Raw genomic sequence first — 16,102 nt, 5'->3', positions numbered from 1 at the left:
CGCCTCTTCTTTTCCGTCAAGTGGCGTCGACAGGAATACCCTGCGGGCCGACATACTGCGTCGGAACCTTGTACTTGCGAGCTTCCTCACCGATCCATTTGTCCCACAACACCTGCAAGTTCCCTTTGCTGGCTTGAAAGCGCAGCCAGTTGTTGATCCACATGAAGGCCTTTGCGTCGCCTTCGGGAACCATGAAGGTGTTGAAGTCGGTGTAGATCGGAGCGGCCAGCGGCTTGAGTCCGCGATTGGTGCGCAAGACGTTCAGGGCCGTGTAGCCCGATTGCAGAGTGCAGTCGGCACGACCTGACGCCACTTCGCCAACAGCTTCTGGTACGCCGGGGAATGCGACGATCTTGGCTTTCGGGAACAGGATGGAAGCCTGTGCCTGCTGGGAGCCACCTTGGAGAACGGCAATCCTCACGTTCGGCTCGTTGAGCTGCTCACGTTTCGTGATCTTCGATGCGCCGTTCATCAGGGCCAGCACAGAAGCATAGTGAGCCGGCATCTCGAGGAGCCAGCCGCGCAGGGCCCGGATGGGCAGGTTGGTCACTGGCTCGATCATGTCGACCTTGCCTGCCGCCAGGGCGGGCACCAACTGACCAAAGGGCATTTCCGCCCACTCGATCTCGATGCCGGGATCCAGATCCTTCAACATCTGGGTGACGAGTTCTACGGTGTAACCGGCTGGTTTTTGCGTCGCCGGATCCTTGAACTGCATCGGCGGCGAGCCAAATTCCCAGCCCAGAACCGCCTTCTTGGTCCGCAGCCACTTGTCGATCAACGAATTGCCTGCGCTGCCCGCAGCCGGTGATGAGGATTGCGCTTGCGCTGGGCCGCCGGCCAAGCCGAGAGCCGCGACGGCACCGAGTCCAGCTGTGGTACCCAAGCCGCGGAACATGGCACGGCGGCTGGCGTTGGCACCTGAGGTCTCGATGCCCGAATCGTGTTCGAAGGTCATGGCCATTTCTCCGTTTTAAAAAAAGAATTCGAAAGGAGCCCGCGGTCACACCAGGGTGAAGCCGCCGTCGATAACTAGCGATGCACCGGTGATGTAGCTAGAGTCATTGGAATCAGCGAGGAACAGCACTGCGCGCGCTACTTCCTCATAGCGGCCCTCGCGGCCCATCGGCACCAGGCCGGAGGCGCGCTCGCTGCGGCGGGCCAGCAATTCGTCCGTCATGTCCTCTCGGCGATCAGTCATGACTTTCTCCAGAAAGCCCGGGCAAATGCAGTTCGACCGGATACCCTCACGGGCGTGGTCTCGAGCCACCGACTTGGTCATTTGGACCAGAGCTGCCTTGCTGATGCCGTAAACGGACTCGCGGGGGGACGCCTTGAGGCCTGCCGTCGAAGCAGTGTTCACAATCGCCCCGCCGCCGGCCTTGCGCATGAATGGAAGCACCGCTTGGATGAACATGTAGGCCGACTTAAGGTTTACGTCGATGACCTGGTGCCATGTCTCGGCATTCGTCTCTTCCAGCGAAGTCGCGTTCCACGGGTCGATCGCCGCGTTGTTGAAGAGCACGTCGACACGATCGACGTGCTTCGTTGCCGCTGTGACCGCCGCTTTGACGGTCCTGGCGTCGGACACATCGCCAACGACGGCCTCCGCGTCGCCGCCCTCTTCACGCAGTTGGCGCGCCGCCTCGGTTACTTCGGCCTCGTTTAGATCGACGAGAACGACGCGCGCGCCTTCTTCGACGAACATCCGTGCCGTCGCAAGACCGAGACCCGACGCGGCCCCGGTGGCAATGACGACCTTGTTTTGAAAGCGCTTTGACATGCCTGTGATTCAGTTCAGGATTAAGAAAAGATAGAGTTCAGGAAAGTTTGGGTCCGCGGGTTCTGCGGGTTGTCGATCACTGCCTCGGCGGTGCCTTCCTCGACGATCTGACCGTGGTCCATGAAGACCACGCGATCACCAACTTCGCGTGCAAAGCTGATCTCATGGGTAACGACGATCATGGTCATACCCTCCGCAGCCAACTTCTTCATTTCCTCAAGGATGCCGCCCCGCAGTTCTGGATCCAGGGCCGAGGTGGCCTCGTCGAAGAGCATCAGCGCGGGCTTCATGGCAAGCGCTCGCGCAATGGCCACACGCTGCTTCTGGCCACCCGATAGCTGGCTCGGGTACGACTGGGCTTTCGCGCCAAGGCCGACGCGCTCGAGCTCCTGCAGAGCGATCTTCTCAGCCTCGGCCCTGGAGATCTTCTTCACCAGTCGAAGCGCAAGAACTACGTTGTCGAGTGCGGTCTTCGTCGGATACAGATTGAACTGCTGGAAGACCATGCCGATCTGGGAGCGAAGGCGTACCAAGCGCTTCTCTCGCTGCCAGCGGGAGAAGAGGCCTGCACCCTTGGGTTCAGCCTGCCAGGTGTCGCCCATGAACGTCATTTCGCCCTCGTCGAAGGGCGCGATGAGATTCGTGCAGCGCAGCAGGGTGCTCTTGCCCGAACCACTTGGCCCAAGGAGCACAGTGACCTTGCCCTTGGGGACATCGAGCGAAACCCCGTTGAGGATCGTCACCTCGCGCTTTGTCCCTTGATGGAAGCGCTTGTGAACCCCCCGCAGACTCAGCAAGGTTTCGGGATGCGCGGCAGGCGATGGCTTGGTCATGGTCACGATGCGAGGTGCAGGACGTTGATCTAGAGCGGAAAAGATGGCGGCCTCAAATTGGTCCGCAGGGCAGCTATGCGGCGCGATAGCGCGCTTCGCGACGAGGAGCTACACTACGAATCGTGTCCGAAATCGTATCCGATAAGGAATCTGATGACAACGGTATTACGAGATTTTTATGATCAGGGTCTACGCCGACGTCAGTGCCGCGTAATCGGCGAAGCGTCACGGTTTCGCGTTGCCGTACTATCTCGAACGCACTTCAGCGCCCCAGTCCTCCCAACTTAATGTCCAGCAGAACCCCCACGTCCGCCGCTAGTAAGCAGCAAATCGCCTACGAGTACATCAAGTCTGGCATCGAACGAGGAACCTTCGCACCTCGTCAACGTCTGGTGTTGGACACGCTCGCACGCGAGTTGTCGATCAGCAAGGTACCGGTGAGAGAGGCTGTGCGACGCTTGGAGGCCGAGGGGCTGATCAAGTTCAGCGCCAATTCTGGAGCGGAGGTTTCGGGTGCAGATCCGACCATCTGGTTTCAACTGATGGAACTGCTTGCGGTGCTAGAGGGCTACGCCACAGCGAGCGCGGCAGCGAACATCACCGCTCAGGACATCAAGAAGCTTCGCGCCATCAACTCAGGCATGGCGAAGTCGCTCGTTGCCTACGACTTTGCCGGATGGACGGACGGCAATCATGAGTTTCACGCAACGATCAACGCCCGGTGTACGAACTTGGCACTGATCGAACAGATGGCAAGCCTGCATGCCCGAACTTCCGCGATAGGCCGATTCGTGTTTCACAGCGACGCCGCGATCCTGCACACGCTCGGCCCCGACAGCGGCAAGTCTGCCCTCGAGGCACACGAATGGCTCGTGGCCGCATTCGAACGCAGCGAGCAACCGGTACTCATCGAGCGGCATGCCCGCGATCACATTCTGGACGTGGCCAGTCGGACGCTTGATCTCTTGCATTCGCCGGGGCGCACGGCCTCATCGGCCAAGGCGTCACTACGAACGTGAGAACGTTGATCAAGAAATAGAAATCAGGATATCCCGCGCACCTACGATATGCGGAGCGCGCTCGCAGGCCTCAACCGGTGCTGTAGCGGCAGCATGAAGCTTGCGCCGTTCTGCACTCAGCCTGCCCGCGCTACGCTGTCTCTACTCTCAGTTGAGAGGACAGAGGACCATCGAACGACGCCGGCACGCGAATCACGAGACCGAATCCGCCCTTGAGCGGCACGTGTTTGAGCTGGATTCCCCGAATGCGAGGCTCGACCCAAGACTCGAGCGTCTGAAGCAGGCGACGAGATGCATCGTCGTAGGACTCGCCCACGAGGGGCGCCACGCTTTCGGCAGTTCCACCTGCGGAGTCTTCTTTGACCCCGTAAACCAGATCGCCGCCGTCTGCGTTGGCAAGTGCGCAAACGTCCTTGGCGAGCTCGTTCTTACCCTTGTCGTCGTTGCGCGTGAGCTCCTGCTTGAAATCTACAGTTCCGCTCTCGCTGAAACGTTGGTCGCAGATAGCCTGGAAGGTAGCGGCGTCGATTTGGTCGAGGGCGTATGGAAGCATCGGATTGCCAGTGATATGTTGACGAGATGGTATCGAGACCTGTCAGCGCAGCCTAGGCCGTCCAGGAACCGCGAGCGACCAAGTCGTGTAAAAGCACTCCGAAGTGAGCGTGGCGGCGACATCGTTGCCGTCCGCCTGATGAAGGTTGAGCCATGAGTACATGACTCAACCGGGGCGCCTCCGGCGGCCTGGCAGGGGCCTGAAGATTCAGAAAATAGACCTCCAGCCCCGCTGCTTGCCCCAAATCCAAGAGACGGAGGCGGAAGCTATTCCATCCGTCGATCTAAGAATTCGGAACTTCCAATAGGAAGTGAATTTTCAGAGTTCTGATGCTCATGGTCATCAGATGCAGTGACTAGGTCTTCAGATTGAGTGACCAAGTCCGCTGGAATACGCATGACAGTCGTACGTGTGCGGCCAGCGTCAGGCGCAGAGGGTCGCGATGTTCCGCGAAGTACTGAGCCTCCTAAAGGAACCCACCTCAGGCACGATCACTTGTGGGATCCCCAAAAACCCAAACGCCGACGTATGTTGGCGCATCTGCCGACCGGCTCCGGAAGCGAAACCCCGGCCAGCGTGGAAAAACGGTTTGCCTGGCCAAGCGAGATCGAGCGGCAAGGCCATCGTGCTGACCCAAGCGCAGTTCGGCGTGCTGGTTACGACGCGATTTACCGAACAAGCGCCCCCCTAAACCATGAGCTTCTCAAATCTGAACATGTCCCACCTCCCGGGGAGACCTGCAGGCTGGGGATGCTCGGGATCGGGATGGCGCCGGTTGTAAAACTCTACGATTTTGAATCCGCATTTGTTCACGTAGAAGTGGATATTGCGTTTCTCAAAATACGGCGTGTGCGTTTCCCAGACTTTCGTCTCAGGATAACGAGCCTCGATGACCTTCCAGGCCTGGAGTCCGACGCCACGGCCGTGAGTGCCGGTCGACACAAAAAAGAGGTCCAGCGAGTTGTACTGGGTGGCCTCGTCAATTCTCAGTACTACACCACCGACCCGGGCTCCATTCATCAAGATGTGACAGGTGACGGCACCCGTCGCGCCAAACGATTTCTCCATGTCCTCATCCGAGGGGATGAGCTCGTCCGGGCTGGTGCCCAGGGCTTCGACCATGCCTGCAGCAAATGCTTTCTGCAGCTCCCGTTTGAATCCCCGCAGATCCTCCTTGCGAGCAATCTCGAGTGTCAGGCAGATCTCCTGCCAATTTTTCTTCACGACTTCTGCTCCTGTTCCACTCGCCGCAAGGCAATAGTGATAGAGGTCTCATTCATAGTGGTTTGAAGCCACTTCGCCGAGCGCCATCACGCAGGGGATTTTTTGACTTGCGAGATTGTTTCATCCGCCGTCATCGATGCACGATCGCGTCAGCGACCACGGCGCCCCCCCGTTGGGCACACAGCGGAGCACCTGATCGTGGCGTCCGGCAACGCAAAGCTCACAACCAGTTCGCGGCAGCTTGGCGATGGACAAGCTGCGTCCCACCTCACCGCACTCTCGGGCCGCGCTACATGAAACCCATAGTCCGAAAACAAGCTGGCTCTTCTGCGCGCAGGCTAGGCCGATCGGGAAAGAATCTTGGTGCGCGGTGTGCAGATACCCCAGCAACGGAGGCCTCGATCATCCGCGTGCGGCACCATGACCTTTTCGCAGCCACGCAGCGTCTCCCTTGCCGCTGGCAAGGCGTGGCGCATATCGGCTCGTCGCGTTGCGGCCCCGTCAAAGCGTGGACAAGCCCCGTCCAAAGATGTCAAGCGCCTTGAACAACAGCGATCGCGGAATCGTGAGCGACGGCATCACGCGCATCACATTGCCATAGCGCCCGCATGGCACCATCATCACGCCGTGGCTCAGAACATAGCCCATCAGCTCGCCAATCTTCTCGTGGCTCAGGGGCTCCTTGGTCGCCCGATCCTGCACCAACTCGATACCGATCATGAGCCCCAAGCCGCGGACTTCGCCGATGAACGGACTGTTGAGGCCTTGGATGTACTCCTTTGCCTCCTGACCAAGCGAGCGAGCGCGATCCAGCAGACCCAGCGAAGGATCCTGCAACAGACTGATGTTGGTGAGCGCAACGGCGGCGGAGACCGAATTGGCTGCGAAGGTGTTCGGTACTGATCCGTCCGGAATCTTTGCCGCTAGGTCTGAGCGCATCACGAGTCCTGCCATAGGGACATCGCCCCCGATGCCCTTGCCGAAGGTGAGCATGTCCGGCTTCACGCCAGAGTGCTCCACCGCCCACATCTTGCCGGTCCGACCTGCGCCGGCTTGCACCTCGTCAACAATTAGCAGCGCGCCACTGCGATCACAGGCCTTGCGCAATATTTGCAGGAACTCCGGCGCGGGCGGCACGTATCCGCCTTCGCCCTGCACAGGTTCGACAATCACAGCTGCAACATCGTCGGCGGCCGTGTATGGCGTATTCAGAAGATAGTCGACGTACTCACCTGCGATCTGTTCGGCACTTTTTTGATTGGTGTCGAATGGAAACCGATAAGCATAAGGATAGGGCGCGTGAATTACGCCGCCCATGAAGGGAGCGTAGCCCTTGCGATAGGCTGTACCGGTAGTCAGCGCCACGGAGGCGTTCCACACACCGTGATAGCCCCCATGAAAAGCGATGATCTGGTGCCGTCCCGTGACGCGCTTGGCAAACTTCACTGCTGCTTCGAGCGCGTCGCTGCCGCCCTGCGTGAAGAACGTGATGCAATCGCCTCGCAGTCCTTCCGGCATGATCTCAGAGATCTTGGTGGCCAACTCCGTGCGCTTCGTGCTATTCACCTCCATGGCATGCATCAGCACTTCGGATTGCTCGCGCATGGCTGCGACCACCTTGGGATGGCAACGTCCCACACTGCTTACACCAACGCCAGCCGACAGGTCGATGAACGTATTGCCGTCGGGGTCCTTGAAAGTCACGCCGAAAGCGCGATCGATCACCACGGGCGCTCGACCGGCACCGCGCGCCATGGATTCGGTACGTGCCGACTGGGCCAGCGCATCAGCCGACTTCGGGCCAGGGAACTCGGCTGACACCATTTTCGGTGCGTCGGGGAAATTGAGGGCTTCCAGATCGGTCTCGGTCATAGTCATAGCTTTTCGGTCGGATTCGGGGTTGAGCAATCGCCGCATCGCTGCGACGGACAAGGACGGAGCGGACAGCTTCGTGAGGTGGCTAGGCCGCGAGGCGGCGGCTCTGCATTCATGAAATACGGTCCGACAACGCTTGGTCCAACCGATGTTGGCCGAGATCACCTCGGCTCGGTAGCCCGAATCGGCAATGCACGCCGGGCGGTCGTCATGCGGAGATGCCCCGCTGCCGCCCCAACTGCCAAGTCACCGATTGGCCACGGCTGACGGCGGAGACCTGTTGACCCAGGTGCTGTTCAATCACAGGTCGCCAAGGCAGCAGGGCGAAACCCACCCCGTCATCGAGCATGGCGAAGCGACCACTGGCAAGCTGAATACTTCGGCGATAGGTGCCGCTGGCCCGCTCGCCGTCCTTCAGTCTCCGGTAGCTCCGGCCGGTCTGATCCTGCAAGGATTTGGCAGCTACCGCCAATTCCCGATCCCGCAAGGTCGACAGCAGGTCACGTGCGAGCGCGAAACGCCGACCTCGACGTTCGGCCAGGCCCTGTTCGATCAGGAACTCCGCGCGGCTGCGCATTGCATCGCGTACCTGGGTACCGAAGCCTTGCGCTACCAAGCCGCGGCCCCCATCGATCAATTGCCTGTCCAGCCAGGTGGCGCCGATGGCGCGTACCTGCTGATCGATGCGCAGGTGGGAGTGCAACTCGATGGTCGGTCCTGCAGCTTTCTGCGCATCGTGTTGTCGCGCTTTCACCGTCAGATCCGACGGCACCTTCCAGACGCCATCGGCCACACGCTCCACGACGCCCGCACGGCGCAACGCCTCAAGTCGGCGCACGTGGACATCCACGGCAGATCGAGGATCCGGATCGTTGGCCAGCTCGAGATGGGCCAAATGCTCGGCGGTCCTGTAGACGCCATCTCTCGAGACCGCCGCGATGTTGCGGTCCACCGCCCGCTCCTGCGCCGGCGGGCTCGCCTCCACAATCCCGCCCATCGGAAGCGCCGACAAGTCGGCGCCGACCGGCAGCTTCAGGTAGTGCGCCCGTCCGTCGACGCCATCGACCACCAGATAGCCTCGCCCGTGCAGTTCGTCGGCCAAGCCCTTGCCTGTGATGCGCCCGACGATGGACATTGTCGGGCTCGCCTCAATCACCAGCTCGCGCTTGTCGCCCTTCATTGCCCGGTGCATCGCGCGCAGGATGTCTCCGCGCGCGCCCATCGCTGACAGCGATCGCTCCACGCCCGGCGCCAACCGCCAGTGGTTCGCGTCGAGCCGCTCGGCCAGCCCCATGGCTTCGAGCCGCTGCAGCCGGGCACGCAGCAGGGTCTGGCGCTGCCGCAGGTTCGCGGTCTTCTCTGGCGCCTGGGTCAGGTCCACCACATCGGCCGCCGCTTGCCGCAACAGCGCCCGGTCGAGGTTAGTCAGCCGCTCCTGCTCTACCTCTCGCTGCAGCCCTTGCCGGATCTCCAGCTCGGTACGGGGCCCGAGCCACTCGGTCGCGATCTCGCTGGCACGCAACCGCATGCCGTGGGCCATGTAGTCCGGGGCGATGACCAGGTCCCGGCTCGCCCTCCCCTCGCCGACCTTGCCGCGCAACACGACGTGGGTGTGCGGGTTGTCCGTGTCCCAATGATCGACCGCGACCCAGTCCAGCCGCGTCTCCAGATCCACCTCCATGCGCCGCATCAGCTCGCGCGTGTAGCCGCGCAGGTCTTCCAGCTGCTCGGCGTCTTCGACTGAAACGATAAGACGGAACTGGTGCCTGTCGCCTCGGCCTCGTTCCTCGAAGGCCTTGAGATTCGCCTCGTCCGTGGCCGCACCGTAGGCTTGGCCGCGCTGCCCATCGCGCGTGACACCGTCGCGCTCGATGTAACGCAGGTGCGCGGCGACCGAACTGGCGCCCGCTTTCTTGAGGACCACGAAGCGGGACTTGATGACCACGCGCCGGGCGTTCGCCGGGAGCCGGTGGTCAGCCATGCCGGCAGCCACGCGGCCGCGGCCGAAGATGGATGCTGGCCGCCCAATACGTACACCTGAAGCATTGGCGCCGGCCTTCGAGGCCGCCTTCAGGACATGCGAGACGAAGCGCTGCGAACGTGGCCCGGCGCGCGACCTCGGCGCCGCCGGCCTGACGCGAAAACGCTCGCCATCCTGCGTGTCTTTACGCGAGGCCATGGCGCAAGCTCCAGCGCAACACAACACAAAGCAACGCAGACGGCACGCAGGCATGCTTGGCGGCGAACCGCGTTGCATGCATGCGCGGCACAGGCACTGCAAGGTGCCGTGCCGCGCCAAACCCACGTGCAAACTGGATCGGCAGGCGAAGGCGTGCCGCCCCTTTTATCTTGCCCTCCGTCTCCGCCTCCCGCATCCGCTCCCGGCTCCGACCCACCGCCAGCCGCGCACGAGGTGCGCAACGCTGCCCGAAGGGCAGCGGCGGTGCAGCTGGCGCTGCACGCTGGCGGCAGGATGTCTGTACGGCAGAATGCAGCCCGAGCGCCAGCGCGGCGGCCGTTCGGAAGCACGGGCTACGCAGGGCCGGGCACGGCTGTGGCGCATGTTCAGTGCAGGGGCCGTGCACGCACCAACGCAATGCGATCTCCGCCTGGAGGCGAGACGGAAGAACACTCACCGCGTGTTCCAAGTGCACAGTGCGTGCGCGCTGCCGATCACCGCAGACGCATGGACAGGACCGAAGTAGCGACTGTCAAACGACGCAGGATGGGCATTGCTGAGCAAGAACAGTTCGCCCTCCGCGAGCGTCCTGCACTGCGTCCAAGTTGGCATGGGGCGATGCGTGCCGTCCTGCGCCAGCACCGCCGCCACCGCTGCGCCGTCGATGCGCACGACGCTTCCTCGCACACATATCGATTGCGGCGCCACGGCACCGATCCGCTTGAGCAAGGGAACGCCCTCCGGCAGGTAGCCCCGCTGCGCCGCGAGAGCAGCCGCATCAGCCGGAAGCCGTACCAGCACGATGCTGCCAACGTGCGGCGACTCAGACGGCTCGATGCGATACCAGCCACGCGCCACGCTGTCGCTTGGGTTGTAGACCAGGCGCACCGGAACCTGCACCATGGCCGGCACGCACAGTGCCGCAAGGCTGATGCCCATGCAGGCGAAAACCATGCGGTGCATCATTGCAGCGCCTCGCGCGCGAGATGCGCCGCATGTCGCTCGGCCGTGTAGACGGGCAACGACTGACGTGCGGCCAGCCGGTTGCCGACTGTGCGCCAGTATGTGGCGGCGGCTGCGCACGGGTCGATGCCCAGCGCCTCGACGGCGTCAATCACCGCGAGCACCGCCTTGACCTGCAGCTCGCCGTCGGCGCGCAGCAGTATGCGCGCGCCGGGTGCCACGCCGGCAACGCGCTGAGCGTCGTCAAATAGTGTCGGCGCCTGCAGCACCATGAGCTGCCAGAGCGCCGTGCCGTAGTCATTCCCGATCCACTTCACGCGGCAGCAGACTTTGCGTGGCGTGAACATCGCCACGCGCCGCCAACGATCCAGCACGATCTCCGCGGTTGGCTGACCAAACCGCAACCAGACGTTCACCCGATGCTCGACGAAAGCGAGCGAAACCCGCATCCCGGTGGGCCAATGCGGCGCCACCGCCTGCAGAGAAGCCTGCGAGACGGTTGGCGTCGGATGCGAAGCCGGCGCCGTCATGCCGCGTCCTCCGGGTACTCACGCTCCAGCAATTCGCGCAGCATGTCCGCCGCCGTGAGGTCGCGCCGGAATGCCACCACCTTGATACGTCCGCGCAGCGCCGGCGTCACGTCGATGGTGAGCCGCGCGGTGTAGATGGAGGCCTTGGCTGGCAGCTCGAGCGTTTCCGCCTGCCGCACCCAGGCCGATGCCGGATCGGCACCGGGCCTGCGGCCAATGGACGCCCGGCGCGGCTTCGCGGATGGCAGGGGCTTGGTCATCGCAGCATCTCCCGCACCGCCTGCGCGAGCGCCGCGATCTCGCGCGCGGCCGCGCACTGCGGCGCCACTTCGCAGGCCAGGCGCCCCGCGGCGACGCTGTCGGCGAACACGATGCGCTGCGAGACTTCCGCCGTCAGCGCGGCGAACGGCTGATCGGCGAGCGCGGCGCGTGCCTCGCGGCCGATCACCGTGCCGACCACGCGCCGGTTGATGACAAAGGCCGCGCGCAGCGCAGGCCGGAACACCCGGGCCTCTGCAATGAGCTGCACCATCTCGTGGCTGGCCCACACGTCGTAGGCGCTCGGCTGCACCGGAATCAGCACGAGGTCGGCGGCCAGCAGCGCGGAACGCGCAAGGGCCGCGACGCGCGGTGGCCCGTCGATCACCACGAAATCCGTCTGCAAAGCGATCTGCGGCGCCTCCTGGTGCAGCGAGTCCCTCGCCAGCCCGAAGACGCTGTACAGCCGCCCCTGCCTGTTCTGAAGCCGTCGTTGCGCCCAGTCGAGGGCCGACCCCTGCGGGTCGGCGTCGAGCAGCGTGACGCGGCTTCCCTGCAAGGCCAGCTCGCCAGCCAGGTGCGTGGCGAGCGTGGTCTTGCCGGCGCCGCCCTTCTGGTTGAGCAACGCGATCACCTTGCCGGGGCGGCTGTCTTCTCTTGCCGGGAGGCGGATCTCGGGTATTGGACCTGCCTGATTTGCAGTCGCCGAACCATTGCCCATTTTTTGGGCATCCTCCGCTCGTGCGCGCGTGACTTCCATTTATGTATCCCTTTAGATGTTTAGGGAGACCCGAAACCGTTGCTGGGCGCGGCTTGGGGGATGTTTCGCGCCGGTGATCTACCGATAGAAGCGCCGGTGATACCCCGAGTCGCGCGCCGGTGATCCACCGAGTCCGTCCACACACCATCCACAGGTTCTTCAACAGAAGCTGTGGACAAGTCGCCCCTCACGACGACGTCCGGGCAATGGCGGAACGCCAGCCATTCGCTGCCGCCGCTGCGCTCGATGAAGAGGCGATAGCCCGGCAGCGCCTGGCGCAGAGCCAGGCCGCGCACATGCGCGGCGAAGTCGCGGTAGCGCTGCAACGCGCCGGACTTCAGATACAAATGGCGCATATCGAATCGCCAGCCACCGGGCTGCCGGCCGCCATGCTTGCGCACGAGCCGGTACAGCCAGCGCTCGATGCCTCCGGAAAGCCGGAAGTACGTGGGGTCCAGAGTGAGCACCAGGGCCTCGTCCATCACCCCCGAGAAGAACCAGTCGGCCAGGATCAGCTCGATGCCGTCGGAGCGGCCATCGAGCCGGATGTACTCCTTCCACTCGTTGATCCAGGAAAAGCGGTGCGTGCGCCTGGCTCCGTTGGGGCGCTCCCGCTGGCGCAAGGTCGTCGAGACGGTGGTGGACTGCAGCCGGTCCAACGCGGCGCGCAGCGCCAGGTAGTCGCTGCGGCCGGTGCCGCGCTGCGCGAAGCGCAAGATTTCGTAGGGCGTGGCCACCATCAGGCGCGAAGGCGCGATGCCCTCCTTCTTGGCCTGGACGATCTGGCTCGCGGCCCAGATCAGCACGTCGGCATCCCAGATGGTGGCGATGCCGTGTTCCGGGACACCCTCCACGGTGAGCGACACGCCGCCGGCCTCGAAGCGGACCGGCACGGTGCGCGGCGACTTGGCCAGCGAGAAGAACGGGTAGGCCATCAGGTCCTGCGCGTCGCGCAGCGCCATGTCGCCGCCCGGCAATGCGCGGAACAGTGACAGCTGTTCGCGTTCACTCGGGCGCTTCGACATTGAGACCGGCCCCTGCCCTGCATCGATCAGCGGACCGAGTCGCGCTGCACGTAGCCGGGATCGGAGGTCATTCCGTAGGCGCGGCTGTTGGCCCAGGTGCGCAGGTCCTCGACCGCGTAGACCACACGCGCGCCGAACTTGCGGAAGCGTGGGCCACCGCCCAACACGCGCTGTTTCTCCAGCGTGCGCGGCGACAGCCGCAGGAAGGCGCCGGCCTCCTCGGTGGTCAGGAACTCGGGGTTAGCTGGCGCGGCGGGTACCGCTTGCGCCTTTAGCGATGGCGCAGGGGCGCGGGTGGGATACAGGGAACTGGCACTCGCCATGACGGCCTCCATCACTGTCGGTGAGCCGCAAACCATTTGCAGCCCGATGGAGGCAGTCTCGGGAGTAAGGGCCTTCCTGCGCAGGGAGAGATTCAGCGCATCGGTTCGTCTCCGGGGGACTGTGCTACGGTGCGCCTGGCCCCCGCCAGGACCAGATAGCCGCCCCTCATGTACGCCTCGGCGCGCCGCAGCAGGTGCCGGACCTGCGCTCGCAGTTCACCATCGGCTTGCCAGCGCAACGCCACGGCTTCGAGGCCGAACAGGGCCTGAGCGATGTCGCGATGCGACGCGCCGGCCTGCGTGCCGTCGAGCGCCTGCAGGGCGCGAAGATGCAGCAGTTCGGCACGGCTAGCAGCCCGCACGCCCCCTGCCGCGGGTGAAAGGCCCTGCAGGGCCTGTGCCTGCACGGTGAATGTGTCGAGTTGCCCACGCAGGGCAGGGCCGAGCGGAACGGTGACGGCGTAGGCCGTCCCGTCGGCGAGGTCACCAGCCAGTGACGCATGCAAATGCTGCGCGGACACCTCAGCCAGCAGCGTCAGGCCTGCGCCGCCCAGCGCCAGGCGCTTGCGTCCAGGCACACGCCACAGGTCGAAGGACTGCTGGTCAGATGCGCTGCGCGCAGTCAATGCGCGCACGTGCAGCAAATCATCAGTCGCCGTGATCCAGAGCGGATGCGCCTCACGCGCGTCGAGAGTTGGATCTTCAGCGCCATCGCAACCCCCATCGCTCGAACGATGCACCGCGCCGTGCCCAGTCCCTCTGGTACTGCGGATGGCGGCGCAGATACTCCCAAGCGAGTGCGGGACCATCGAGGCTCAGCGTGTACAGATAGGCGGCCGACACGCCCCAGGGTGCGTTCGGCTGATCCTCAATATTGCGGCCAGTCATGGCGGAACTCCGTTTTTCTTGCCTGGGAGTACGCTGCCACAGGTATGGCTGGCATGGCTGGCTTTTGCGGCGGTGCGCTGTCGCGCACGCGGCGACGCTGCCGCGCGACCCAACCGTCATGAAGCTCAGTCGTTGATCGACCCGTCGCGCTGTGCGTCTGCCACATAGGCTGACAGCGGCTGACGCGCGTTGAAATGCGGATCGGCCACGATGCGCAGGCCCTTGGGGCCGCGCACGCTCTCTAGCGCCGACAGGCTCACTCGGCCCAACTCGGGGAAGCCGGTGCCGGCATCGGTAAGCCCGTAGGCGCGATCGCCATCGGCATCGAGCTCGGTCAGTAGCCAGCAGGCGGGCGCGTCCAGCGTGTACAGCTTGACGATGGGATAGGGATCGATGGCCTGGCCAGTGGCGCGGGCCGCGCCGTTGGCCAGCAACCGGGTGCGCTGTTGTTCGGTGAGGAGGGTCATGGTTCCTCCGCAAGAGGGGTTGAAGCTACTGCCGTGAAGGGGAAAGGACGCAGGTAAGTACTTCCAAGAGGCATTAATTAGACGCCAGATTGAGTTAAAGATAACGTGGTTTAAATTGTGCTGAACCGGGACGCTTCTGTCCATGCAGAAGCGAACCATCCAGCGTGGACGGCCGGCCGGCGCGACGACCTTCGAGGTCGCGCCCGCGCTGGCGTTCGGTGCCGTGGTGCGCGCACTGCGTACCGCGGATGGTGTTGCCCAGGAAACGCTGGCGCACCTGGCCGGCATCGAGCGTTCGCACATGGGCAAGATCGAGCGCGGCGAACACATGCCCACGCTGGTCCTCGTGCTCAAAATAGCCCGGGCACTCGACCGCAGCGCGGGCGAACTGCTGCTGGAGACGGAGGCCAGGCTTCCGAAGGAATGGCACCAGCCGCCCGCCGGACAAGCCGGCGACTGATGCCCGCGGCGCCTATGTCACGATGCGCCCCGCCAGCCGGGCTTCGCGTGCATAGGCGCTGATGGGCTTGTCACCCTGGAAGTACAAGTCGCGCTCGATGGGCAGAACCCAGCGCCCTCGCAAGCTCTCCAACTCTTGAAGGCTCACGTAGCCCAACTCGGGAAATCCTTGCCCCAGATCGCACAGGCCGAAGGCGCGGTCCTGGTCATCCGGATCGATTTCGGTCAGGAGCCAGGTCGCACCTGCATTGGGCGTGAACAGCTTGACCACGGGATATGGATCGAATCCGTCGTTTTCGATGGATCGCCGGCCGTTGGCCAGCAGCTGCGCACGTTGTTCGTCGGTGATGAGCTTCGTCATGGTCTTTCTCCTTGGAAGGAATCCGGGCGGAATTGCCCGAGACCGGACGCAGCACGGCGCAGCGCAGCCGTCAGGGTTCGAAGACGGCCGCCAGGACGCCAGCGCGCAAGGCACGCGCCGACCTTGACGCGAGAACGGCGTGCAACGATGAAGGGAACAGCAAGACAGTCCCCCAACCACGGCATCCGCATCGCAAGCGCAGCGCGCAGCACCGCAGGTGCGAAGGCGTCAGCGATGGAAGCCCGAACGGGGCGAGACGCCATGGGCGGCTCGATGCGCAGCACGAGAGCGCGGTCCGGCATCGTTGGAGACGCACGGAATCGTGAAACCATGGAAGCGCATCAGCTGAAATCCGAGGAACCGTCATTCCGACTCCACACATCGACGTAAAACCGCAGGTCAGCACAAGCACGGAATCGGCTCTTCGACAAAGCGCAAATGCGGAGTTGCGCTTTTGGGTATATCCGCACATGCACAAAAAAGACGAGCCGCGAACACGAACGCCAACACGACGACGCCCGCGAACCTTCGCGGGCCATCGGTGCGTTCGGCAGAGAAAGCGCCCCCCCCCAGCCGGGCGCCCCCGGCGCCGCGCAGACGCC

Annotated in this window: 18 protein-coding genes and 1 pseudogene; 2 read left to right on the top strand and 17 right to left on the bottom strand. The window is 63.7% G+C overall.

Annotated features, from left to right (window positions below; genetic code table 11):
- Nucleotides 1-16 precede the first annotated feature (16 nt).
- From ACCD11_RS05505 to ACCD11_RS05495, 3 genes are read right to left on the bottom strand one after another with little or no spacing between them, the layout of a single operon-like run.
- Complete coding sequence (locus tag ACCD11_RS05505) at nucleotides 17-958, bottom strand: substrate-binding periplasmic protein (RefSeq protein WP_413312820.1); 942 nt, start codon at nucleotides 956-958, stop codon at nucleotides 17-19.
- A 45-nt stretch (nucleotides 959-1,003) separates the two neighbouring features.
- Nucleotides 1,004-1,783, bottom strand: a complete 780-nt coding sequence (locus tag ACCD11_RS05500; protein ID WP_309928909.1) for an SDR family oxidoreductase — start codon at nucleotides 1,781-1,783, stop codon at nucleotides 1,004-1,006.
- Between the two features lie 20 nt (nucleotides 1,784-1,803).
- The gene (locus ACCD11_RS05495; RefSeq protein ID WP_309928905.1) at nucleotides 1,804-2,616 is read right to left on the bottom strand and encodes an amino acid ABC transporter ATP-binding protein; all 813 of its coding nucleotides are present in this window, start codon (nucleotides 2,614-2,616) and stop codon (nucleotides 1,804-1,806) included.
- A gap of 287 nt (nucleotides 2,617-2,903) precedes the next feature.
- On the opposite strand from ACCD11_RS05495, the gene ACCD11_RS05490 reads away from it, so the two are divergent.
- The gene (locus ACCD11_RS05490) at nucleotides 2,904-3,635 is read left to right on the top strand and encodes a GntR family transcriptional regulator (protein ID WP_309928903.1); all 732 of its coding nucleotides are present in this window, start codon (nucleotides 2,904-2,906) and stop codon (nucleotides 3,633-3,635) included.
- A 130-nt stretch (nucleotides 3,636-3,765) separates the two neighbouring features.
- Here ACCD11_RS05490 and ACCD11_RS05485 read toward each other — a convergent pair whose 3' ends face one another.
- The 13 genes and pseudogenes from ACCD11_RS05485 to ACCD11_RS05425 form a co-directional block, all read right to left on the bottom strand.
- The gene (locus tag ACCD11_RS05485) at nucleotides 3,766-4,188 is read right to left on the bottom strand and encodes an ATP-binding protein (RefSeq protein WP_309928901.1); all 423 of its coding nucleotides are present in this window, start codon (nucleotides 4,186-4,188) and stop codon (nucleotides 3,766-3,768) included.
- Between the two features lie 687 nt (nucleotides 4,189-4,875).
- Nucleotides 4,876-5,412, bottom strand: coding sequence for a GNAT family N-acetyltransferase (locus tag ACCD11_RS05480; protein ID WP_309928897.1), 537 nt, complete (start codon nucleotides 5,410-5,412; stop codon nucleotides 4,876-4,878).
- A 501-nt stretch (nucleotides 5,413-5,913) separates the two neighbouring features.
- A complete protein-coding gene (locus tag ACCD11_RS05475) occupies nucleotides 5,914-7,284 on the bottom strand; it encodes an aspartate aminotransferase family protein (protein ID WP_145745788.1) in 1,371 nt (456 codons plus the stop codon).
- A gap of 211 nt (nucleotides 7,285-7,495) precedes the next feature.
- Nucleotides 7,496-9,466, bottom strand: a complete 1,971-nt coding sequence (locus ACCD11_RS05470; RefSeq protein ID WP_413312816.1) for a DUF3363 domain-containing protein — start codon at nucleotides 9,464-9,466, stop codon at nucleotides 7,496-7,498.
- A 453-nt stretch (nucleotides 9,467-9,919) separates the two neighbouring features.
- Entirely contained in the window at nucleotides 9,920-10,432 is a 513-nt protein-coding gene (locus ACCD11_RS05465; RefSeq protein ID WP_374710874.1) for a S26 family signal peptidase, read from the bottom strand.
- A complete protein-coding gene (locus ACCD11_RS05460) occupies nucleotides 10,429-10,959 on the bottom strand; it encodes a DUF2840 domain-containing protein (protein WP_413312814.1) in 531 nt (176 codons plus the stop codon). Before ACCD11_RS05460 ends, ACCD11_RS05465 begins: the two co-directional genes overlap by 4 nt.
- The gene (locus ACCD11_RS05455) at nucleotides 10,956-11,219 is read right to left on the bottom strand and encodes a chromosome partitioning protein ParB (RefSeq protein ID WP_192322844.1); all 264 of its coding nucleotides are present in this window, start codon (nucleotides 11,217-11,219) and stop codon (nucleotides 10,956-10,958) included. The genes ACCD11_RS05460 and ACCD11_RS05455 overlap by 4 nt, the downstream gene beginning before the upstream one ends.
- A complete protein-coding gene (gene parA / locus ACCD11_RS05450; RefSeq protein ID WP_309928887.1) occupies nucleotides 11,216-11,977 on the bottom strand; it encodes a ParA family partition ATPase in 762 nt (253 codons plus the stop codon). Before parA ends, ACCD11_RS05455 begins: the two co-directional genes overlap by 4 nt.
- Nucleotides 11,978-12,177: 200 nt before the next feature.
- Nucleotides 12,178-13,002, bottom strand: a pseudogene (locus tag ACCD11_RS05445) (replication initiator protein A); the annotation flags it as partial.
- A gap of 26 nt (nucleotides 13,003-13,028) precedes the next feature.
- Entirely contained in the window at nucleotides 13,029-13,325 is a 297-nt protein-coding gene (locus ACCD11_RS05440) for a helix-turn-helix transcriptional regulator (protein WP_225612725.1), read from the bottom strand.
- A 92-nt stretch (nucleotides 13,326-13,417) separates the two neighbouring features.
- Complete coding sequence (locus tag ACCD11_RS05435; RefSeq protein WP_261380369.1) at nucleotides 13,418-13,960, bottom strand: DUF2285 domain-containing protein; 543 nt, start codon at nucleotides 13,958-13,960, stop codon at nucleotides 13,418-13,420.
- Between the two features lie 67 nt (nucleotides 13,961-14,027).
- Nucleotides 14,028-14,213, bottom strand: coding sequence for a transcriptional regulator domain-containing protein (locus ACCD11_RS05430; RefSeq protein ID WP_309928881.1), 186 nt, complete (start codon nucleotides 14,211-14,213; stop codon nucleotides 14,028-14,030).
- 125 nt (nucleotides 14,214-14,338) lie between these two features.
- Nucleotides 14,339-14,680: a DUF2958 domain-containing protein gene (locus ACCD11_RS05425; RefSeq protein ID WP_413312810.1), complete on the bottom strand. Its 342-nt coding sequence runs from the start codon at nucleotides 14,678-14,680 to the stop codon at nucleotides 14,339-14,341.
- Nucleotides 14,681-14,822: 142 nt separating this feature from the next.
- On the opposite strand from ACCD11_RS05425, the gene ACCD11_RS05420 reads away from it, so the two are divergent.
- A complete protein-coding gene (locus ACCD11_RS05420; protein WP_145745795.1) occupies nucleotides 14,823-15,140 on the top strand; it encodes a helix-turn-helix domain-containing protein in 318 nt (105 codons plus the stop codon).
- A 12-nt stretch (nucleotides 15,141-15,152) separates the two neighbouring features.
- Here the strand turns inward: ACCD11_RS05420 and ACCD11_RS05415 are convergent, their stop codons facing one another.
- Nucleotides 15,153-15,500, bottom strand: coding sequence for a DUF2958 domain-containing protein (locus ACCD11_RS05415; protein ID WP_413312808.1), 348 nt, complete (start codon nucleotides 15,498-15,500; stop codon nucleotides 15,153-15,155).
- Nucleotides 15,501-16,102 lie beyond the last annotated feature (602 nt).

It is taken from the genome of Variovorax sp. Varisp36, from assembly GCF_047304235.1.
In the GTDB taxonomy this organism is placed as follows: Bacteria; Pseudomonadota; Gammaproteobacteria; order Burkholderiales; family Burkholderiaceae_C; genus Variovorax.
This window is presented reverse-complemented; position numbering and strand designations above follow the sequence as displayed.